Origin of the sequence: Nonomuraea helvata, from assembly GCF_039535785.1 — a bacterium.
In the GTDB taxonomy this organism is placed as follows: domain Bacteria; phylum Actinomycetota; class Actinomycetes; order Streptosporangiales; family Streptosporangiaceae; genus Nonomuraea; species Nonomuraea helvata.
On the sequence record NZ_BAAAXV010000009.1, the window covers coordinates 395642 to 415207 of the forward strand.

Annotated in this window: 19 protein-coding genes; 10 read left to right on the plus strand and 9 right to left on the minus strand. The window is 69.5% G+C overall.

Annotated elements, in window-relative coordinates; genetic code table 11:
- The first annotated feature begins 188 nt into the window (after window positions 1-188).
- Together ABD830_RS34425 and ABD830_RS34430 are read left to right on the plus strand one after the other, a co-directional pair.
- Complete coding sequence (locus tag ABD830_RS34425; RefSeq protein WP_344997098.1) at window positions 189-3275, plus strand: NACHT and WD40 repeat domain-containing protein; 3087 nt, start codon at window positions 189-191, stop codon at window positions 3273-3275.
- A complete protein-coding gene (locus tag ABD830_RS34430) occupies window positions 3272-4252 on the plus strand; it encodes a WD40 repeat domain-containing protein (protein ID WP_344997101.1) in 981 nt (326 codons plus the stop codon). The genes ABD830_RS34425 and ABD830_RS34430 overlap by 4 nt, the downstream gene beginning before the upstream one ends.
- Window positions 4253-4256: 4 nt before the next feature.
- On the opposite strand, the gene ABD830_RS34435 is transcribed toward ABD830_RS34430, so the two are convergent.
- Together ABD830_RS34435 and ABD830_RS34440 are read right to left on the minus strand one after the other, a co-directional pair.
- A complete protein-coding gene (locus ABD830_RS34435; protein ID WP_344997104.1) occupies window positions 4257-5456 on the minus strand; it encodes a serine hydrolase domain-containing protein in 1200 nt (399 codons plus the stop codon).
- 51 nt (window positions 5457-5507) lie between these two features.
- Window positions 5508-5885, minus strand: coding sequence for a hypothetical protein (locus ABD830_RS34440; protein WP_344997107.1), 378 nt, complete (start codon window positions 5883-5885; stop codon window positions 5508-5510).
- Window positions 5886-6103: 218 nt separating this feature from the next.
- Here ABD830_RS34440 and ABD830_RS34445 point away from each other — a divergent pair, with 218 nt between their 5' ends.
- Complete coding sequence (locus ABD830_RS34445; protein ID WP_344997110.1) at window positions 6104-6991, plus strand: NmrA family NAD(P)-binding protein; 888 nt, start codon at window positions 6104-6106, stop codon at window positions 6989-6991.
- Between the two features lie 29 nt (window positions 6992-7020).
- Here ABD830_RS34445 and ABD830_RS34450 read toward each other — a convergent pair whose 3' ends face one another.
- The gene (locus ABD830_RS34450; RefSeq protein ID WP_344997112.1) at window positions 7021-8199 is read right to left on the minus strand and encodes an FAD-dependent oxidoreductase; all 1179 of its coding nucleotides are present in this window, start codon (window positions 8197-8199) and stop codon (window positions 7021-7023) included.
- 110 nt (window positions 8200-8309) lie between these two features.
- On the opposite strand from ABD830_RS34450, the gene ABD830_RS34455 reads away from it, so the two are divergent.
- Complete coding sequence (locus tag ABD830_RS34455) at window positions 8310-8993, plus strand: TetR/AcrR family transcriptional regulator C-terminal domain-containing protein (protein ID WP_344997115.1); 684 nt, start codon at window positions 8310-8312, stop codon at window positions 8991-8993.
- Window positions 8994-9446: 453 nt separating this feature from the next.
- Here the strand turns inward: ABD830_RS34455 and ABD830_RS34460 are convergent, their stop codons facing one another.
- Window positions 9447-9617 (minus strand): hypothetical protein, encoded by a 171-nt coding sequence (locus tag ABD830_RS34460; protein WP_344997118.1) that lies wholly within the window; start codon window positions 9615-9617, stop codon window positions 9447-9449.
- Window positions 9618-9649: 32 nt separating this feature from the next.
- Between ABD830_RS34460 and ABD830_RS34465 the strand changes: the two genes are divergently transcribed.
- Genes ABD830_RS34465 through ABD830_RS34485 form a run of 5 tightly spaced genes read left to right on the plus strand, consistent with a single transcriptional unit; the run spans window position 9650 to window position 14565 of the window.
- Entirely contained in the window at window positions 9650-10057 is a 408-nt protein-coding gene (locus ABD830_RS34465) for a GntR family transcriptional regulator (RefSeq protein ID WP_344997121.1), read from the plus strand.
- Window positions 10054-10944, plus strand: a complete 891-nt coding sequence (locus ABD830_RS34470; protein ID WP_344997125.1) for an ABC transporter ATP-binding protein — start codon at window positions 10054-10056, stop codon at window positions 10942-10944. The genes ABD830_RS34465 and ABD830_RS34470 overlap by 4 nt, the downstream gene beginning before the upstream one ends.
- Window positions 10941-11993: an ABC-2 transporter permease gene (locus ABD830_RS34475; RefSeq protein ID WP_344997128.1), complete on the plus strand. Its 1053-nt coding sequence runs from the start codon at window positions 10941-10943 to the stop codon at window positions 11991-11993. The genes ABD830_RS34470 and ABD830_RS34475 overlap by 4 nt, the downstream gene beginning before the upstream one ends.
- Entirely contained in the window at window positions 11990-13399 is a 1410-nt protein-coding gene (locus tag ABD830_RS34480; RefSeq protein ID WP_344997131.1) for a S41 family peptidase, read from the plus strand. Before ABD830_RS34475 ends, ABD830_RS34480 begins: the two co-directional genes overlap by 4 nt.
- 11 nt (window positions 13400-13410) lie before the next feature.
- Window positions 13411-14565: an alpha/beta hydrolase family protein gene (locus ABD830_RS34485; protein ID WP_344997134.1), complete on the plus strand. Its 1155-nt coding sequence runs from the start codon at window positions 13411-13413 to the stop codon at window positions 14563-14565.
- A gap of 156 nt (window positions 14566-14721) precedes the next feature.
- On the opposite strand, the gene ABD830_RS34490 is transcribed toward ABD830_RS34485, so the two are convergent.
- The 4 genes from ABD830_RS34490 to ABD830_RS34505 form a co-directional block, all read right to left on the minus strand.
- Window positions 14722-15543, minus strand: coding sequence for a patatin-like phospholipase family protein (locus tag ABD830_RS34490; protein ID WP_344997137.1), 822 nt, complete (start codon window positions 15541-15543; stop codon window positions 14722-14724).
- A gap of 94 nt (window positions 15544-15637) precedes the next feature.
- Window positions 15638-16501 (minus strand): glycoside hydrolase family 16 protein, encoded by an 864-nt coding sequence (locus ABD830_RS34495; protein ID WP_344997140.1) that lies wholly within the window; start codon window positions 16499-16501, stop codon window positions 15638-15640.
- Window positions 16498-16965 (minus strand): MarR family winged helix-turn-helix transcriptional regulator, encoded by a 468-nt coding sequence (locus ABD830_RS34500; RefSeq protein WP_344997142.1) that lies wholly within the window; start codon window positions 16963-16965, stop codon window positions 16498-16500. Before ABD830_RS34500 ends, ABD830_RS34495 begins: the two co-directional genes overlap by 4 nt.
- A gap of 78 nt (window positions 16966-17043) precedes the next feature.
- Window positions 17044-17508 carry a hypothetical protein gene (locus ABD830_RS34505; protein WP_344997145.1) on the minus strand — a complete coding sequence of 155 codons (465 nt, stop codon included), beginning with the start codon at window positions 17506-17508 and terminating at the stop codon, window positions 17044-17046.
- 111 nt (window positions 17509-17619) lie between these two features.
- Here ABD830_RS34505 and ABD830_RS34510 point away from each other — a divergent pair, with 111 nt between their 5' ends.
- A complete protein-coding gene (locus ABD830_RS34510; RefSeq protein WP_344997148.1) occupies window positions 17620-18120 on the plus strand; it encodes a hypothetical protein in 501 nt (166 codons plus the stop codon).
- A gap of 344 nt (window positions 18121-18464) precedes the next feature.
- Here the strand turns inward: ABD830_RS34510 and ABD830_RS34515 are convergent, their stop codons facing one another.
- Entirely contained in the window at window positions 18465-18995 is a 531-nt protein-coding gene (locus ABD830_RS34515; RefSeq protein WP_344997150.1) for a hypothetical protein, read from the minus strand.
- Between the last annotated feature and the right edge of the window lie 571 nt (window positions 18996-19566).

Below are 19566 nucleotides of genomic sequence, written 5' to 3' on the forward strand. Positions count from 1 at the left end.
GGAACGGTCGTCAGCGGTTAACGTACGCTCGGTCCGCGAATAAGGTGTACAGCTGGCTGAAGGAATCGATGTCCGAGCTCGATCTGGTTGTGCATTATCTAGAAGAATGGGCGACCGGAAATCCGGGACGCTCGAACACCCCCGTCTCGCGGTTGCTCGATGCGGCTCTGGAGCGGTTGCACGTCATTGTGACCGATCGTCTCGGCCGGTCCCCCACCACGGCCGCGTTGGCGGCCGAGGCCGCGGCCGATCCTGTCTTCGCCGGCAAGCTCGCCGTCGCGCTGGGAGAGATCAACGCGCTCAGAGCGGCCCAGAAGGCGGCGGCCGTCGAGGCGGACCCGAAGGCATTTGCGCAGCCAGGCACCGAGGTGCGGCAACCCGTGACGGCGCAGGGCGGCGGGCCGACGATCGTCGCCGCGGGGCAGCAGTCCGTGGCGGCGCAGAACGTCGGCGCGATCTTCATCCAGCAGCACATCGCCGCTCCGGACCCGAGGGAGCGGGAGATCCGGGCGCAACTGCTGGCCGTCGTGCGCGCGTACTGGGTGGACGGCGTCCTGGCGGACGTCCGGCGTGCGCAGCCCCATTGGCTAGACCTCGGTGCCACCCTGCGTAACAGCGCCGTCGACCACCCCTTCGGCGCCTGGGTCCGCGAGTACGACCAGCCCGACCAGCCGCTTCCGGGTACAGCCTCGCTGCTGGAGATCGCGATGGGCTTCAACGGCCACCTGCTGGTGCTGGGCGAGCCGGGCAGCGGCAAGACCGCGATGCTGCTGACCTACCTCAGCGACCTGCTACGGCAGGCCGAAGAGAACGCCGACTGCCGCATCCCGGTCTACTTCCAGCTCGCCACCTGGACGGCGGCGAAGGGCGCGCTGGCGACGTGGCTGGCCGACGAACTGCGCGAACGGTACGGCATGCCGGCGGAGACGGCGACCAAGTGGGTGACGGAAAATCGCTTCGCCGTGCTGCTCGACGGGCTCGACGAGGTGGTCTCCGAAGACCGCGAGGCCTGCCTGCAGGCGATCAACCAGTACAACAGAGATCACGGCATGGTCCCCCTGGCCGTGTGCAGCAGGACCGCCGACTACGAGTCGCTCACCGGCAAGCTGCGGCTCAAGGGGGCCGTGGTCATTCACCCTTTAGCACCGAGCCAGATCGAGGAGTTCCTCCAGGCGGGTGGTGACGCGCTCGCCGGCGTGCTGGCCGCCATTCGCTCGGATGCGCAGCTCGCGCAGATCGTCTCCTCGCCGCTGATGCTCTCCCTCGTCGCAGCGATCTCCGCCGGGCCCGGCCCCGTATCCGTCCCCGGGCCGGGAGACCTCGAGGAACGGCGTGCCGCGATCGTCGCCACGTACGCCGAACGCATGCTGGCACGCCCCCGCGGGGCCGTCGAGGCGCTGCGGCGGCCCGAAGACCGGCCCTACCAGCCGGATGACTCGCATCGCTGGCTCAGCTGGATCGCCTGGGAGCTCCACCACCGCAACCTGGTCGACTTCTATCCCGATTGGATGCAGCCCAACTGGCTGCCCGACCAGCGCGGGGCCAGGTGGCTACGACTGGGGCTCCCGGTGCTCGAGGCGGCGGTCCTGGGCCTGGCGGGAGCGCTGCTCATCTGGCTGATCTCCGTCACCGTGAGCCCGCCGTACGCCAGTTCGATCACCGGGGCGCTGCTCGCGCTGGACCTGGTGCTGATCTTCATGGCGCAGCGCGGGATCGAGCCGGTCGAGCCGATCCACATCAGTACCGAGCTGTTCATGCGGCGCCAGCGCTGGCGGGCGTCGCTCTTTCTGATCTGGACCGGCACGGGGACGGCTTGGGGGGTGGACCTCGTCACGGCGCTGATCACGGCGGCGCTGGTGACGGAGCTGGCGATACTGTCCATGTCCGCCGACGCGTCACCGGCGTTGCGGCCGCAGGTGCCGGGAAAGGGCATCCAGGCCGCCGGAAGGGGCGGCCTGGTTCGCGGGGCGCTGCACGGTCTCGCGGCCGGGATCATGAGCGGGGTCTGCTACGAGGGCCTCGAGCCCGGCACCGGCCTTCCACTGGGCGGGCTGACCGCACTCCTCACCGGCCTGGCCTGCCTGTTCAGTGTCGGCGGCAACTCCTACCTGCGTCATCGCCTGCTGGTCCGGCGGCTGCGCGGCGACCGGCTGATCCCCTCCGACATGGTCGCCTTCCTCGACCACGCGACCGATCACCTGATCCTGAACCGCGTCGGTGGCGGCTACCAGTTCGCCCACCGGATCATCCGCGACCATTTCGCCGGCCGCGCGGAGGCGATCGGCGGCGACGCGCTCCAGCTCTCCCGGTTGCCGCATCCCGAGCCCGTCTTCCGGTCCGAACGCCTCGGAGGCGTCGTGATCAGCCTGGCCTTCTCCCCGGAGGGACGCCACCTGGCCGCCGGTAGCCGCGCCGCCGAAGCGGTGCTGTGGGACACGGCGGAGGGGGACGAAGCCGCGCGATTCTGGCACGGCATGGCCGCCACCAAGGTGCGGAGGATCGACGCTGTGGCGATCAGCCCGGACGGGCGGACCCTGGCGACCGGATCCTGGGACCGCCAGGTCATGCTCTGGGACATCTCCGACCCGCGCAGGCCCACCCGCGGCTCCTCGCTCAAGGGACACCGCCGGCCGGTGGCCGGTCTGGCCTTCCACCCGGACGGATCGCTGCTCGCGACGGCCAGCCAGGACAGGACGGCCGGGCTCTGGGACCTCTCGGACCCGTTCACGCCGACGCGCGTGGCCACGCTGACCGGGCACGGCAGGGCCGTGCGCACGGTCGCGTTCAGCATGGACGGCACGTGGCTGGCGACCGGCGGCAGAGATGGAAACGTGCTGCTCTGGGATGTGCGAGAGCCGTCGGAGCCGGCCGTGCGCCACCGCCTCCGCTGTCGTTCGGGGTGGGTGTTCGCCGCGGTCTTCAGCCCGGACGGGCGGTTGCTCGCGGTCGCCGGGCGCGATGCGACCGTGAGCATCTGGGGGCTGGGCGACAACCCCACCCAGTTGGCGCGGATCACCGGTCAGACGCGGCTGGCGAGCGACGACGCGGCTCTCACCACCGCCTTCAGCCCGCAGGGACACCTGCTCCTGACCGGGACGTCGGTGTCGTGCGCGATCCTCTGGGACATCTCCGACCCACGCAACCCGGTACGGGTGGCGACGCTCGGCGGTCAGGGGACCGCCACCGCGGCGGCCTTCACCCCGGACGGTCGCCGGCTGGCCACAGGCAGCCTTGACCAGACCGTCGTCCTGTGGGACCTCGAGGAGGACCGGTGAACCTTCGACTCGTCAGCGCCCTGCCCGGTGAGCACGGGCGGATCAGCGTCGTCGTCTTCAACGCCGCCGGTGACCTGCTGCTGGTGGGCGCGGGCCGGCAGACCACCCTGTGGGGTCTGAGCGCGGGGGACGGTCCGGTCGCCCGCGGCGCCGTACGGCCCGGCACCGGACCGCAGTCGGTGACCACGGCAGGCTTTCACCCCGGACAGCCGGTGGTGGCGACCAACGGCGGCAGGATGCGCGTGGCGTCGGTGTGGGAGTACCCGGGCTCCGGTCCGATCCGGTCGCTCTACGTGCACAGGTGGTACGACCGCTCGACGGCGTTCGCCACAGGAGACGTGAGCGCGGCCTTCGCGCTGGCCTTCCGCCCCGGCACGGGCATGCTGGCGACCGGCCACGCGGGCGGGCGGCTGCGGATGTGGGACTTGGGAGAGCCTGCCTCGCCGCAGAAGCTCACCGAGACGAAGATCAAGGCGCCCACCGTGGACGCGCTGGCGTTCTCACCCGACGGGGCGTTCCTGGCCTGCCCTGACAGGCGCGGAGCGGTCTTCGTGTGGCAGGTCACGGAGCGCGGCCGGCTGAGCCTGGCGCAGACGTTGGAGACGAACAACGGCCGGGCTCGCTGGCTCCGCTACAGCACGGACGGCAGGCTCCTGGCCGCCAGCACGGTCGGCGGGGTCTGCCTGTGGGATCTGCACGAGCCTCGCCGCCGCGAACCCGTGGCGCACCTGGCCCGCGACCGCGTCCGCCCAGGGGTGTGGCGCAGCACCGACTTCCACCCGTCCGAGCCGCTGGCCGCCACCGGAGACACCCGTGGCGGCGTCGCCTTCTGGGATGTCTCCGATCCCTACCACCCCAGTCTCCTCGCCGAGGGCGCCGTCCATCGCAAGGCCGTCACCACGCTCGCCTTCGGCCCGGACGGCCGCCACCTGGCCACCGGCTGCAAGGACGGCACCGCTTCTCTCTGGACGCTCTGAGAAGCTATCCGAGGCCGAGAGCCTTCATCGACCGCTGGACCGCGGCGAGGAGGTTCGCGGCCCTGAGGTCCGGCACGCCTTCCAGGACACGGTTCATGACGTAGCCGAACGCGAGCCCGGTCGCCGGGTCGGCGAAGCCGATCGATCCGCCGCGGCCGGGGAAGCCGAAGGCGGTGGGCGAGTACCAGAACGCGTCCGGTGTCGGGAGACCGAAACCGGTGCCTATGCGGACGGGTACCCGCAGGATGCGGTCGATGCCGCTGACCTGTTCCGTGGTCGCGGCGGCCAAGGTCTCGGCGGTGAGAATGCGGTGCCCGTCGACCTCGCCGATGAGCGCGGCGTAGAAGCGGGCCAGCGCGCGGGCCGTACAGATGCCGTTGGTCGCGGGCATCTCCGCGGCCTGCTCCTCCGGCCTGTCGTGGTCCAGCGGGGGCGTGACGACGGCGAGCGAGCGCCTGGTCAGCGAGGCCGGATCGGCGTAGGCCGCCATGACCTCGCGCAGGGGTTCGGGCAGGGCGTTCAGGTCGATCCTGGCCATGGCCTCCCAGTCGGGCGGGGGCGCGATGATCCGGCTGACCCGGTGCTGCTCGGTCTTCGGCAGCCCGATCCACAGGTCCAGCCCGAGCGGTGCGGCGATCTCCTCCGCGAGGAACGTGCCGATGCTGCGGCCGGACACCCGTCGGACGACCTCTCCGACGAGCCAGCCGTACGTGAGCCCGTGGTAGCCGTGGTCCGTGCCCGGCTCCCAGTACGGACGCTGGGCCGCCAGCGCCGCCACCATGGGCTCCCAGGCGATCGCCTCCTCCGGCGTGACCGGGTGATCGAGCGCGGGCAGCCCGGCCTGGTGGGTGAGCAGCCAGCGGACCGGGAGGCGGTCCTTTCCGTTGGCCGCGAACTCCGGCCAGCATTCGGCCACGGGCGCGTCGAGGTCCAGCTCTCCCCGCTGGGCCAGCAGGAGGGCGCAGGTGGCCGTGACGGCTTTGGTGGTGGAGTAGACGAGTTGCAGGGTGTCGCGTCCCCACGGGCGGCCGGTCTCAGGATCGGCGATACCGCCCCACAGATCGACGACCTTCCGTCCGTGCAGGTAGACGCTGACCGCGGCTCCTATGTCCGCGCCGCCGGCCAGGTTGGCCGCGAACGCCTCACGTACTGCTTCGAATCCCGGTGCGGTGTTCCCGCCGACTGTTGGGCCGATTTCGGGCATGCGTCATCGCCTTCCGTGCTGATGAGGTGCTGATGAGGTCTGGCGGAAGGGCTAGCTACGCCATTTCCCGACGAGCCAGGCGCAGAGCTCCGGCTCGGTCATCTCGGGAAACTCTTCGGTGAACGTGGCGAGCGTGCGTATCGCCTCGTCACGGGTCAGGCCACGCGCCGCCGCTTCCTTGAGGTACTCCTGACGCGCGAGGGAAGGACGCCCCCCGCCCGCGCCGCGTCCGGGCAGCCCCTCACGCCACTGCACGATCTCCGTCAGCCGTTCCGGCCGCCAGCCGGGAGCCCCGTCGACCTCGACGTCCGGCACGGGGAACGGGTGATCGGAGTCGTCCGAATAGCGGCTGCGCCACTTGTGCACCGCATGCCTGGTCACGCTCAGGGCCTCGGCGATGCCGAGGACACCGAGGTAGCGCTGGGTCATGGGTGCCCCTGCTTGTCTGTCCGGCCTCCTTCGCGGATTCCCAGTACTACCACGCCCGACGCAGGGTTCCTCCAACGTCGTCTCCGTCGAAGACAACGTTAGCGCGCGAAAGAAACATCGTCTACAGAGGAGACGACGATTCTTTAGTTGACTAACTTTTGAAAATCGTCATATAGTCACGACTCGTCAGCCACATCACCCGAAAGCAGGAGCAACTGATGGACACGCACGACAAGACCGTCCTCGTGATCGGCGCCACCGGGAACCAGGGCGGCGCCACCGCCCGCCACCTGCTGGCCGACGGCTGGCGGGTCCGTGCCCTCGTTCGCGACGACACCGTGCCCGCGGCCGTCGAACTCGCCGCCGCCGGCGCCGAACTCGTCCGCGGCGACCTCGACGACCGCGCCTCCATCACCGCGGCAGCGAGCGGCGCGTACGGCATCTACAGCGTCCAGTCCGCCAACGACAACGAGATCGCCCAAGGCAAGAACGTCGCGGACGCCGCCAAGGCCGCGGACGTGCGGCACTTGGTGTACTCGTCAGTCGGCGGCGTCGAGAGCCAGAACCGGTTCTACGTGGAGCACGGCTGGGGCGCCATCGACAAGTGGCAGATCGAGAAGCACATCCGCGACCTGGATGTGCCCGCGACGATCCTGCGCCCCGCGGGGTTCATGGAGGACTTCACCAGCCCGGCACGGTTCTTCCAGAACGGCTCGCTCAACGTGCCCTGGCGGGACGACGTGGTCATGCAGCTCGTCGCCATCGACGACATCGGGGCCGTCGCCGCGCTGGCGTTCGCGGACCCTGCCGCGTACCTGGGCAAGGCCGTGGACGTCACCGGCGACAGGCTGACCGCCCCGCAGATCGCCGACGCGCTGAGCGCGGCGGCCGGCCGGCCGGTGCCGCACACGCGGATCCCGCTCGAGGTCCTGTGGGAGCACGATCCCGAGGTGGCCAAGGTCTTCACCTGGGCCGACGAGACCTACTACGACTCCGACCTCGGGCCTCTGCGAGAGGCCCACGCCGGCCTCATGGACTTCGGCACCTGGCTGGACCGATCGGGCAAGGCGCGGCTCCTCACCCAGCTGGACTCCCTGCCGGCGTGACCGCGCACTCCCGCTCGCCGGCTTCACGGTCAGGCTGCGGGAAGAGGGTCCTGGCCGAGCAGGCGCCGCCCGTTCTCGGCAGAGGTACGTACGGCGGCGAAGCCATAGGCGACCATCGCGGCCTCGTACTCGGCCAGCGCCGCAACGAGCGGCCTGCCGGCGGCGGCCTCGCCGAGCGCGGCGGCGAGCGCGCCCGCGTCCCGCAGCGCGGTGTTCGCGCCGACCCCGCCCGCGGGGCTCATCGCGTGAATGGCGTCCCCGAGCAGCGTGATGCCGGTCGTCGGCCAGGGCTCGATCGGCACGCTGGTACGGAGGGCCAGCGGGAAGACCGTGGACGTGTCCCAGTGGTCGATGATCGCGCGTACCCCGGGATGCCAGCCGTCGATCATCCGCAGTGCCATGGCACGCAGCTCGGCCCCTGACATCGCGCGCAGTTCGTCGTCGGGCGGCAGGAGCTCGCGGCGGGCGCCGAAGGAGCAGGTCATGTAGTCCTCGGTGTCACGCAGTCCGACCTCGGGGGCGAGCCTGGCGGCGGCCTGCCGTACGGGCTCGGGATACTCCACCGGGGCGACGCCGACGAAGCTCCCGTCCGGGCCGACGATCGGCGTGAACACGGCGAACATGTCGTCCAGGAACAGGTCGCGGGTCTGCGGCGTGAGCGGCACCTTGCCGTACAGCTGCCGCAGGCCCGTGTCCACCACGCGCGCGTGCGGCAGGTACTGCCTGCGCACCGGGGAGTTCACGCCGTCCGCCGCCACGAGCACGTCGCCGGTCGCGGCGGTGCCGTCGGAGAAGTACGCGGTGACACGGTCGCCGGCACCGACACGGTAGTGCGTGAAGCGTCTGCCGAACCGGACCACGTCCTCCAGGCCCGCGAGCAGGATCTGCCGCAGCGTCAAACGGTTGACCGCCAGGTGCACACCGTCGTCGGACGGCTCCAGGACCGCCAGCCGCTCGAGCCGGTGATCGAAGACCGGGGTGCTGGTCCGCGGCACTCCGGCGGTGGCCCGGAACAGCCGGTGCAGCTGCGCGGGCAGATTGGCGGCCAGGGCCCGGTCGCCGTGCCCGTCGATGTGGATCCGGTAGCCCTGCCGGCGGGACGTGAGCGAGGCGTCGCTCTCGTACACGGCGACGTCGATGTTCCTCTGTCGGAGCCCTTGAGCCAGGCACAGTCCACCCAGCCCGGCACCGATGACGATCACCTGCATTCCAGCCGTCCCTTCGCGAATGTTCCCTAGCACTGCAAGGCGTACCCTAACACTGCTAGGGATTCCCTTGCAGTGCTAGATTGGGGACGCGCAGAAACAAGGGAGCCCGCATGGCACGTCAAGATCCCGGCTTCCCAGGCGGCGTCGGGGAGGCGGAACCTCGGCTGGACCGCGCCCAGATCGCTCAGGCGGCGCTCGACCTACTGGACGAACAGGGCTTCGACGCCTTCAGCATGCGCAAGCTCGCCGTCGCGCTCGGCATCAAGTCGCCGTCGCTCTACTGGCACGTACGCAGCAAGGACGAGCTGTTCGATCTGCTCATCGACGTGGTCGTGGGCAAGTGCCCGCTGTCGGACGACGACAGCCGGCCCTGGGACGAGCGGCTGGTCGGCATCGGCCTCGAACTCCGGCAGGTCCTCCTCGCCCACCCCGCGGCCACCCGCCTCCTGCCGGGCAGGGTCCCCTTCGGCCCCAACGGGCTGCGGCTGGCCGACCACATCGTCGGCATCCTGCGCCAGGCGGGGTTCGACAACCGGCTGTCCGGTTACGGCTATCTGCTCCTGCTCTTCTACGTCGTCGGCTTCGCCGGTCAGGAGATCGCCTTCGGCAAGGGTCCCGCCAACCACGCACGCCTCAGCCAGATCACCGATTTCCTGCGCGAGCTGCCCGCCGACCGCTACCCCCACCTGACGGCCGTCGCGGACGAGCTGACCGCCCGCCCTGGCCTCACCCACCGCTTCGAACTGGGCCTGGTCGGCATCCTCGGCGAACTCGACCGCCGGCGTCTTGAATGACCCGGTCATGCGCTGGCCGCCGCTCCCGAGGGAGCGGGCGGCCAGGGTGGCTCAACGACGACTGCGACGATGCCGGGAACGACTGCTGCTGTCGCTGTTGATCCTCTTGCGCGGATGCACCGGATCCGGCCCCGGCCCAGCGGGCACGAGCAGGCAGATTCTCGCGGCGGACATGTAACGCGGGAAGGTCATGGCTTCGCCCCCTTCGAGAAATCATGGGCGTATTCACGACCCACCAGGGCGATATACCCCCACAAGCTCGCATTACGCCCAAAGCGGACATCGCCGCATGCGCCGCGCCATCCCCGGAGCCCTTCAAGAGCAGCTCCGACTCCTTGGGTGTGACGTACGGCGTACGCCGTCCGGCACGCGCCGCCGTCGGGTACCACAGGGAGACCATGAGCTCCCTCGTCTTGGCCGCGGGGACCCACGGGTCGGGGCGGGAGGTGTCGGTCAGGTGCAGTGATGTCGTGCCGCCCCGGTGGGGGGCCGGTCGGCTTCGGGAGATACAGCGTCCTGGGTGCCCGCGGCAGCGGCGGGGGCCGGCGCCCAGACGATGGGGGCCGTGAGGGCGAGCAGTCCCGCGACGGCGGCCAGAAAGCGCTCCTTATGATCCTTTAACATCTAGGCATCTAAAGTACTAGGAGACTAGATAAATGGAGGAGCCGTTGATCGAGTTCCATCTGGACGGCAGGTCGGGTGTCTCGCCGTACCTGCAGCTGGTTCAGCAGGTACGACACGCGCTGCGGCTCGGTCTGCTGCGTGAGGGTGACCAGCTCCCGACCGTCAAGGAGGTGGTGGCGCAATTGGCGATCAACCCCAACACGGTGCTCAAGGCCTATCGGGAGCTCGAGCACGAGGGCCTGGCGGCCGCCCGGCCGGGCGTCGGGACATTCGTGACGAAGACGCTGACCGACACCTCGCTGGCCGCGCACGGCCCGCTCCGTCAAGACCTGCGGCGCTGGCTGGCCAGGGCTCGCCGGGCCGGACTCGACGACGAAAGCATCGAGGCCCTCTTCATGGCCACCTTTCGGACCAGCTCACAAGAGGAGGACATAGCGTGACCGCTGTCTTAGAGGCCCAGGGGCTGGGCAAGAAATACGGCCGACGCTGGGCGCTGCGCGATTGCACCATCGACATCCCGGCGGGGCACGTCGTCGGGCTGGTGGGCCCCAACGGCGCCGGCAAGACCACGCTGCTGAAGCTGGCCGGCGGCCAGCTGAACCCCACGGCCGGCGGCATCACCGTGCTCGGCGGCCGTCCCGCCGACGGTCCCGGACAGCTGGCCAAGGTCGGCTTCGTCGCCCAGGACACCCCCGTCTACGCCGGGCTGACCGTCGCCGATCACCTGCGGCTGGGAGCTCGGCTCAACCCCCGCTGGGACGCCACCATGGCGCGGGAACGGATCGCGCGACTCGGTCTCGTCCCCACCCAGCGGGCGGGCAGGCTTTCGGGCGGTCAGCGCGCTCAGCTCGCCCTCACCCTGGGCCTGGCCAAGCGTCCCGAGCTGCTGATCCTGGACGAGCCGGTCGCCTCGCTCGACCCGCTCGCCCGCCGCGAGTTCCTGCAGGGGCTGATGGAGGCGACCGTCGAGCACCAGTTCAGCGTCGTGCTCTCCTCCCACCTGGTCTCCGACCTGGAACGGGTCTGCGACTTCCTGATCGTGCTCGTCGACTCCCGCGTCCAGGTGGCGGGAGAGGTCGACCAGCTGCTGGCCACTCATCACCGGCTCACCGGCCCGCGCCGCGATCCCGACCGGCTCCCCGCCGACCAGCACGTGATCTCCGCCCGGCATACCGACCGGCAGAGCACGTTCGTGATCCGTACCGACGCCCCGATCCACGACCCCGCCTGGACGGTCACCCAGCTCAACCTGGAGGACCTCGTCCTGGCCTACATGGACAAGCACACCGCCGATAACCGGCGCCTCGCCCTGGAGGTGCAGCGATGATCTGGCTGACGTGGCGCCAGCTCCGCGCCTCGGCCGCGATGGTGGCCGCCCTGCTCGTCATTCTCGCCATCGCCCTGGCTGCGACCGGACCGGGCCTGGCCTCCGGCTACTCCGCCGGGATCGCCGGCTGTATCCAGGACGACACCTGCGGCCGCTTCTACGACCGCTTCTTCGGCCAGTACGACCTTCCCTTCATGGCCGTCAGCCTCGTCGTGCTGCTCCTGCCCGCTCTCGTCGGGCTCTTCTGGGGAGCACCTTTGATCACCCGCGAGCTGGAGACGGGCACGCACCTGCTGGTGTGGAACCAGAGCATCACCCGCGCCCGCTGGCTGGCGGTCAAGCTCGGGCTCACCGGCCTGGTCGCCGTGGCCGCCACCGGCCTGTGCGGCCTCGCGGTGACCTGGTGGTCCGAGCCTCTGGACAAGTCGGCTCCGGGGGACCTGGCCCTGATGGCGCCCCTGGTGTTCGGCGCACGCGGCATCGCCCCGATGGGGTATGCAGCCTTCGCCTTCGTCCTGGGCGTGACCGTGGGCATGCTGGTGCGCCGCACGCTGCCCGCCATGGCCCTTACGCTGGCCGTCTTCGCCGCGATCCAGCTCGCCATGCCGCTGCTGATCCGTCCCCACCTGATGCCCTCGATCACCGCGACCTTCGAACTCGGCCGGGCGAACGTGGACAGCATCAACATTCCACGGGACGGAGGCCGATATCCGAGGATCACGCTGAATTCGGCCGTTCCCGGCCACGCGGGCGCCTGGGTCCTGACCAACAATCTGCTCGACCCATCCGGACGCGCGATCGCCGGTGGTGATGGTGGAGCATCCATCCGGATCTCCACGACGTCGGGACCCTGTGCACCATCGGGATCGGCCGCCGGTCAGGACGGCTGCTTGGCCGAGATCAACCGGCTCGGCTACCGGCAGCAGGCGACCTACCAGCCCCTCGAACGTTTCTGGCCCTTGCAGTGGATCGAGACCGGGATCTACGCCATCCTCACCCTCGCCCTCACCTGGTTGTCCTTCTGGTGGATCCGCAGGCGGCTGTCATGACCGTCATCAGGACCGCCACCGCGGGGCTCGCCCTCCTCCTGGCGGCGGCCTGCACGGCGCCGACGCCCCCGCGCAGCCAGGCGAGCACGGCGGGCGGCACGGTCTGCACGGCGCCCCAGAGCGCTCCCGGCGAGGAGAAGCCCACCACGATCGACGTGGTCGAGCAGGCTTACTTCTGCATCCTCGCCAACTACTACAGCGGCGCCACGCTGGACGCCCGCTCACTGCTGATCGCCGGATTCATCGCCTTGACGCAGGAGCTCAACCGTAACGGGCACGACGTGCCCGAGGCGACCATGCCGGCGCTGAAAGGTGACCGCAAAGCCGACTGGACCGCTTTCGAGGCCACCTTCCGGAAGGTCACCGATCAGGTCCCCGACCTGCACGTCAAGCTGGCCGTGGCCACCCTGGAGGCCATGGTGGCCAGCCTCGACGACAACCACGCCTCCTGGGCACACGACGTCAAAGGGCGGCACCCCGACTACTACGAAGGCGACGGCTACGGCCTGGGTCTGCAGGCGAACGTCGATGGCGACCGCAACCTGGGGGTGGCCCTGCCTCCGCTGTTCGTGACCACCGTGCAGGGTGGCGCGGCGCAGAAGGCCGGACTGCGCCCGGGCGACATCATCGAATCGATCAACGGTTCGGCGCCCTTCATCGACGGGAAGGCCACGCCCGCGATCGCCGCCCTCTTCCCGCGATACCCGCAGGATCCTCCGGTCCGGCTGGGGATCTTGCGGGAAAGCACCGGCCGCCGGTGGAGCGTGTCGCTCAAGCCCGGCCTCTACCAGCGGGACCTGGCCACCCTGCAAACGGTGCAGTCGAAGCTGCTGAAAGACGTCGCCTATGTACGGCTGCGCGGGTTCGCTCCCGATTCCGCGAACAGGGTGCTCAAGGCGATCTCCAGGTTGCGCACCAGCCGGACGCTCGCCGGCGTCGTGCTGGACCTGCGCGGCAACAGCGGCGGCCAAATCACGGAGTCGACCCGGCTGCTGAGCGCGTTCATCCACGGCAAGGTCACCCACTACCTGTGCACCGTGGACGACAAATGCGAGAGCCTGCGGACTGACGACACCGTGGAGCTGCTCAACCTGCCGCTGATCGTGCTCACCGATCGCGGCTGCGTCTCGGCATGCGAGCACGTCAGCTCCGCGGTCAAGGACCTGCGCATCGGCAAGCTGGTCGGCACCAGAACCGCCGGTCTCATGTCCGGCCCGGCGCAGCCGTACCTGCTCAGCAACAACACCGTCCTGGCCTTCCCCTCGAGGCACGGCCTGGGGGCCGACCGCGAGGAGATCAACCGGATCGGTGTGGCTCCCGACCACCACGTGCCCCTGGCCCCGCAGGACGCGGCCGCCGGGCGCGACCCCGCGCTGGCCAAGGCCCTGACCCTGCTGCACAAATGAAGGACTCCTCGATGAGACTCCTCCTGGCAGCCGCCGCCGGACTGGCCGTCCTGACCGCGTCCGCCTGCTCCGCGCCCACGCCGCCTCGCTCCGCTGTCCCGTCGGCCACGCCCACCGGCCCCGCCGTCCTGCCCGCGCCCACTGGCGCCCATCCGGTCGGCACCACCGTCCTGCATATGAAGGACACCTCGCGCCCCGATCCCTGGAACCTCGACGTCGATGCCAGGGAGCTCAAGGTCACCCTGTGGTATCCGACCAAGCAGCGCGACGGGCGGAAGGCGCCGTACATGTCGCCGAAGGAGTCGGAGCTCGTCCTGAGGGGGTGGGGGATCGGCGGCGTGCCGGACGACACGCTGAGCAAGACTCGAACCAACGCCGTCAAAGACGCGAAACCCGCGGGGCGCAAGATTCCGCTGGTGGTGCTCTCCCCCGGCTTCACCAGGCCGATGAGCATGCTCACGTCCCTGGCCGAGGATCTGGCCAGCCGAGGCTACGTTGTGGCCGGCATCGACCACACCTACGAAAGCTACGCCACGACCCTGGCTGACGGGCAGGTCGCCGAATGCCTCGCGTGCGACAGCGACACTGACACGGGCTTCGGCACCGGGGTGGTGACGGGCCGGGCGGCCGACGTCTCCTTCGTGCTCGACCAGCTGACGACGAAGTGGGACGGTTCCGGCCTGATCGACCGCTCCAAAATCGCGATGGCGGGCCAGTCGATCGGCGGTGCCAGCGCCATGGCGGCCATGATCAAGGACTCTCGGATCCGCGCCGGGATCGACATGGACGGCACCACCTACGCCCGCATCCCCAAGAACGGGTTCTCCCGGCCGTTCATGTTCCTGGGTTCGCCGCCGCACGTCCCTGGCGGCCGCGACAACTCGTGGGAGCGTGACTGGAAGCTGCTGACCGGGTGGAAACGCTGGATCGTGCTGTCGGGCTCGGAACACCAGTCCTTCACCGACACTCCGCTGCTGGGGGACTCCCTCGGCATCAAGCCCCTCCCCGGTGTCCTGCCCGCCGCGCGCGCCGCCGAGCTCACCCGCACCTACGTGGCGGCCTTCCTCGACCAGCACCTGAAGTCGCAGCCGCAGCCCCTCCTGGACAAGCCGTCATCACGCTACCCCGAGGCCACGTTCTGCCCCGCGACCTGCGCTCACTCCTGAGACGCGAGAGTCGGTTTTGTCGTGTTTTTGTGGCGATAGGTCGATGTCCAGCCGTGCGGAAAGGAGTATCCCGATGTCGGAACGTGAAGGGAATCTCGTACAGGCTGAACGGACAGGAGCGGTGGGCGGCTCTCGCCGAGCCGCCGCCGCATCCGGTCAGGCGACGGAAGCCGCGTCCCAGACGGGGCGCAGGATCGCCGCAACCTGCAGGGCCTGTCGGACTCCGGCGCGGTAGACGGGTGTCCATGCCTCCCGGTTGCCGAGGTCGGGGCCGAACGCCGCCAACGCCTCGGCGTCCGGGCCGATGCGCATGCCCTGGAGTTCGCTCGCCGGGGAACGGTCGGCCAGCGGCTCGATGAAAATGCGGGTCACGGCGGTGGCGGCGAGGTCGGCGTTCACGCCGTCGCGCAGAGCGCCGTCCATGTAGCGGCGGCCGTGGACGGTGATCGGAGCGACCGTTCCGGGGAACGCGGAGCTCGACGCCACGGCCTCGACCAGGGTCGCCTCGCCGTCGCGGTCCCACACCTTCGGTTCGCCGGTCTCGGCATCCACCGCGGTGATCAGCAAGGGACGGTCGGGCCACGTCTCGGTCTCGACCAGGGAGGAGATCCCGGCCAGGTGTCCCTCCTCGGACGGGGCCTCGGCAGCGAGCGCGATACGTCCCGCCCGGCGGCGTTTGTCGTCCGGTTCCAGAGTCGGGTCGCCCAGCATGGCGAACGCCTGCCCCATCGCGGCCAGGTCCGGTGACCCGGAACGCCCGGCGCGCGCGGACGGCAGCACCTCCACATCGGCCAGGTCCCGGCCGGTGGTGAGCATCGCCGCGGCGATGGCTCCGGCCGAGGTGCCCACGATGAGGTCGGCGTCGGCGAGGTCGATGCCTGCCCGGCGCAGCCCTGCGGCGAGCCCCGCCAGCCAGGCCGTGCCGACAAGTCCGCCGGCACCGAGGACCAGCGCTTTCCCGTACTGAGGAGAGGTCATGCCGCCATCCTGCTTCCTCAACCATGCTTGAGGTCAACACGCCAGGAGACTCGATCGTGCGGAACGAGGGCCGAGGCAGGCCAGGCGCGTACGGCTACGCGCGCATCACGGTGACGTCGTCGATCAGGGCCGTCGCCGGCAGAGTCCCGGATGCCACGTCTCCGACGAAGGGGCCGCCGACCCGTACGGACAGCAACAGGAACATCGGCTGGTCGAAGACCCAGCCCGCGACGCCGGTGTCGGCGGGTGTGCGCGTGTCAGCGCGCCGGCCGTCGACGAACCAGGTGATCGTGTCCGGATCGCGGGTCCACCGCACGGCGAACGTATGGAACCGGTCAGTGTAGGGCCGCCTGTCCGGCGCGGCATAGACGGTGCCAAGCCCGAACGGCGGTGCCGTCTCGTGGCAGGTGGGGCACTGGATCGCGGTGTGCACCTGATCCGGTTCCCGGCCGAGCTGTTCGGCGATGTCGATCTCGCCGTTCGCGGGCCAGCTCGCCACGTCGTCGCCCCAGGTCCACATCGACGTGGCGACGCCGGCGCCGGGGGCGACCCGCACCCGGATCGCGATCGTGAGCGAGCCGTGCGGTGGCGGCAGCAGGTCGTGCGCGACGCTCAGCAGGCGCGCCGACCAGTAGTGTCCCGACGCGTCGCGGGTCGCGGTGATCCGAAGGTGCCCCCGCCCGTCCAGTGCCACGTTCTCCGGGTCGTCACGGTAGACCTCCAGATCGCCGACCTCGTGATGGCCGTCGCCGTCAACCTGCCAGCGCCGCGGATCCGGACGTGTGCCCGCCGGACCCGTGAAGTCGTCACGCCAGACGACTGCCGGCCCATCCGGCCGTGCGCGCGCCGACCGCGTACCGTCCGGTTGCGCACCCGCCGCCGGTACGCAGATCGCGAGCGGCAAGCCGAGCGCGGCAACCGCGGCGAGTGTGGCCCAGCTCCGACCGCGTAATGTCATGGGGTCTCCTTCCACCAGGGAAGCCGGCGGGGTTGCGGTGGGTCGGGTGGTGGCGTGGCCTCGGCCAGCCGTCGGGTCAATGTGGTGTAGGCACGCACCTGCTCGACGTCCCAGTCCTTGACCAGCTCGGCGAACACGGCCAGGCCCTGCCCGGCAAGCCGGTCGAGCTCCGCCCGGCCGGCGGCGGACAGCGCAACCCGGTAGGACCGGCGGTCCCGCGTGCCGGGCATGACCATGATCCAGCCCAGGTCGTCGAGCGCCTTGATCCGGCGGCTGACCGACGATGCCGGCGCCGCCAGCGCCTCGGCCAGCTCACTCGGCGCCAGCTCTCCCCGGTCGGCCAGTGTCTCCAGCACGGCCACCAGCTCCGGATTGAACGTCTTCGCCTGACCACGCCGGATCCGATTCACCAACGTCATTACCGCGCCGGCCAGCGCGGCGATCTCATCCTCCGGTATAGGCACACATTAGATGCTACCGCATAGCAACTATTCTCCGCCACGCCGCGATTGCCTGCGGCCCCGCGCTGAACAGCAACAACATCAGGTGGCGTCATCCAACTGTTCGGCCAGCCGCTCCAGGCCGCCCTTGATGAGCAGCCCATATTCGTCATCGCCAAGCGCGCCGATCTTGGCCCGCGCCTGCCGCAGGTGCTCACGGGCGCGACCGAGATCGCCCAGCTTGCGGTAGCACTCGCTCACGTTGAGGTGCAACGACGGATACAGGCCCGCGACCGAAAGCGTCACCCCAGCCTGCGCCACCCGCTCATCGGTGACCAGATCGGCGGCGGCAAGCGCCCGCAGATCCCACATCAACTCCTCGTGCACGTCGTCCTGCACGTCGGCCATCGCGTGGGCTAGAACGCAAACATGCAGCGGGTCGCCTTCCTCGCCGCCGATGTCATCCCAGATCTGTGCGAACAGGTCGCGAGCGGCTTCACGCTGACCTTGGTGGTGATGTAACTCCACCCCCTGGCCGATCCGGGTGATCGTCGGGTCGATGATCATGAGCAGCCCTTCGCCGGCGCGACACGTGGGGCCAGGTTACTTGCCTGACCGACCGGCGCAGGGGTGAGGCAGTATCGAAGCCGATGACCTGATCGCCCTGGAGAAGCCGTGATGACCACGCCTGAGCACATCCCCACCTGGCGCGACGCTCGCTACGACATGCCCGTCGGTCGGCAGCTGGAGCGCTACAACGAACTGGCCGCCAAGCACGCATCGGCTCGCGCCCGGACGGAGTTGGTGGACCGAGGGATCTATGACCCCGCCCGGCATGGAGCTGATGACCGTCCTCCACTCACCGTGGCCGAGCACATCGAACTCCTGGCGCTGGCGGAGTGCATCGCACGCACCGTGCGCCATCCCGCCAACGTTCACCACGCGTTGCTGGCCGGGGTCACCTGGGCCGATATCGCCCACGTCATCGACTCCGACGAGCTCACCGTTCGGCGGGACTACCGGCGATGGGCCGACGACCAGCACGACCTGAACCGCCACGACCCCAACCTCGGCATGACCGCCGACGAGCACGCTGCCGAGACCGCCAGAGCATCGGAGGGCATGAGAGACACCTATTTGCGGGCTGAGACGCCCACAGATCTGCCTCATGACCGATGAGAGGACCGCATCGATCTTCCTCATCCATTCTGAGGCACTGCAGCCCAGGAATGCCCCACACAAAGGGCCGGCTCCCATGGCGACGATCTGATCAGTCCGGATCAGCTCATGCCCATGTTCAGTCACGGGCTTGATCCAGGCAGGCGTCGGCGAAGCCGATGAGCGCGGTGGCGGCTTCATCTTGAGGAAATCCGCAGGAGCCCATCCGGTCGCCCCGTCGGCTGGAGAGCACGGCTATCGGGGACGGCGGGTGAGAACCTCGTGGACTCTGCTGTGCCGTTCCACCATTTCGGCCAGACCGACGTCAATGAAGCCGAGGCATTGCAAGATCGCGTCGTGATCGGCTACAGGTGGCGATGGTGGATCGGCCCATGATGGGCGATCTTGTTGCGGAAAACACGAAGGTAGTCGACTTTTCGGTGCAGGTCGCGACGGGGTCCGCGGTAGCCGGGGAACGCGCGGTACAGGCCGGGGCGCCAGAGCCGTTGGTCATAGTTCTTGCCACGCCCCAGCAAGGCCACGTAGAAGCCGAAGGAGAGCTCCTCACTGATCAACTGTGGATCGGCGGGCAAACCGGTGCGCTGTATCTGTTGCGTTGCCTCGCCGATCCTCTGGCAGGCGCCATAAGTGAGTACTGCCTGGGGATGGGACCACCAGTCCGGACGCCCGAACATGGCCGACAGTTCCCTCGTCATGGCGGCGCGTATGGATATCTCCAAGTATTGGAGCGGCCCGAAGAACGCTTCGCTGATCTCGGTGTTCCAACAGTGCAGACGCAGGGCAGCAACAGAATCGCCCGAACAGGGCGTTTCATATTCGGCCAGGCGAGCTGGGGAGAGCAAGTCCCTCAACCGCTTGGCTTCTGCCTCCTGCATCCTGACTGACCTCTTCATGACGTGCTACGGTTAACGCATAAGCCCCGGTGTTGCCTCTGCAGAGCAAGCAGCCGGGGCACAGCTTTGCCTCGGGCTGCAACCGGTTCGGCCTGCCGCCCTGACGCCTCCCATTGCCCCGGCATGGACGCGAGCGTGGCGGCAGGGGAAGCGCAATCAACACGCTCCGCCATCTCCTATGGACTGGACGTGTTGCCCAATCGTGCCACCCGCGTTGTCCCTGGCGCACGACTTTGCGACTCAATGTGACTGAGCGGGACCGGAGAGTCTCACACAATCCCCAGAGTGGAGGCCGAACGGAGTAGCCTCAGGCGACCGGCCTAGGGCATCACGATCAGTCACGTCAGGCTGCGTCCGAGCGCCGGCGAGTTGCGTTCGGGGTGGGCTCCAGCAGGCCAAGCCGATAACCCGGTCACGGGTGGGCGATGGCGAGCGACAGCGAGCGGGGGTTTCGGGGATCGAAAGGGGCGGAGCCCCTTGGGAGGTGCTGTCTGGAACCCCTGCGCGAAGCGCCCTCGTGGAAGGCCGTGCTTTTCCCTCGGGCGCCCCTGGG

What these genes read in the sequence shown, in the direction of transcription:
- ABD830_RS34485 (WP_344997134.1), top strand. Translation starts at nt 13,411, where the DNA reads ATGAGACTCCTCCTGGCAGCCGCCGCCGGACTGGCCGTCCTGACCGCG.
- ABD830_RS34495 (WP_344997140.1), bottom strand. Translation starts at nt 16,501, where the DNA reads ATGACATTACGCGGTCGGAGCTGGGCCACACTCGCCGCGGTTGCCGCG.
- ABD830_RS34475 (WP_344997128.1), top strand. Translation starts at nt 10,941, where the DNA reads ATGATCTGGCTGACGTGGCGCCAGCTCCGCGCCTCGGCCGCGATGGTG.
- ABD830_RS34515 (WP_344997150.1), bottom strand. Translation starts at nt 18,995, where the DNA reads ATGCAGGAGGCAGAAGCCAAGCGGTTGAGGGACTTGCTCTCCCCAGCT.
- ABD830_RS34460 (WP_344997118.1), bottom strand. Translation starts at nt 9,617, where the DNA reads ATGTTAAAGGATCATAAGGAGCGCTTTCTGGCCGCCGTCGCGGGACTG.
- ABD830_RS34435 (WP_344997104.1), bottom strand. Translation starts at nt 5,456, where the DNA reads ATGCCCGAAATCGGCCCAACAGTCGGCGGGAACACCGCACCGGGATTC.
- ABD830_RS34445 (WP_344997110.1), top strand. Translation starts at nt 6,104, where the DNA reads ATGGACACGCACGACAAGACCGTCCTCGTGATCGGCGCCACCGGGAAC.
- ABD830_RS34510 (WP_344997148.1), top strand. Translation starts at nt 17,620, where the DNA reads ATGACCACGCCTGAGCACATCCCCACCTGGCGCGACGCTCGCTACGAC.
- ABD830_RS34480 (WP_344997131.1), top strand. Translation starts at nt 11,990, where the DNA reads ATGACCGTCATCAGGACCGCCACCGCGGGGCTCGCCCTCCTCCTGGCG.
- ABD830_RS34450 (WP_344997112.1), bottom strand. Translation starts at nt 8,199, where the DNA reads ATGCAGGTGATCGTCATCGGTGCCGGGCTGGGTGGACTGTGCCTGGCT.
- ABD830_RS34490 (WP_344997137.1), bottom strand. Translation starts at nt 15,543, where the DNA reads ATGACCTCTCCTCAGTACGGGAAAGCGCTGGTCCTCGGTGCCGGCGGA.
- ABD830_RS34505 (WP_344997145.1), bottom strand. Translation starts at nt 17,508, where the DNA reads ATGATCATCGACCCGACGATCACCCGGATCGGCCAGGGGGTGGAGTTA.
- ABD830_RS34465 (WP_344997121.1), top strand. Translation starts at nt 9,650, where the DNA reads ATGGAGGAGCCGTTGATCGAGTTCCATCTGGACGGCAGGTCGGGTGTC.
- ABD830_RS34440 (WP_344997107.1), bottom strand. Translation starts at nt 5,885, where the DNA reads ATGACCCAGCGCTACCTCGGTGTCCTCGGCATCGCCGAGGCCCTGAGC.
- ABD830_RS34455 (WP_344997115.1), top strand. Translation starts at nt 8,310, where the DNA reads ATGGCACGTCAAGATCCCGGCTTCCCAGGCGGCGTCGGGGAGGCGGAA.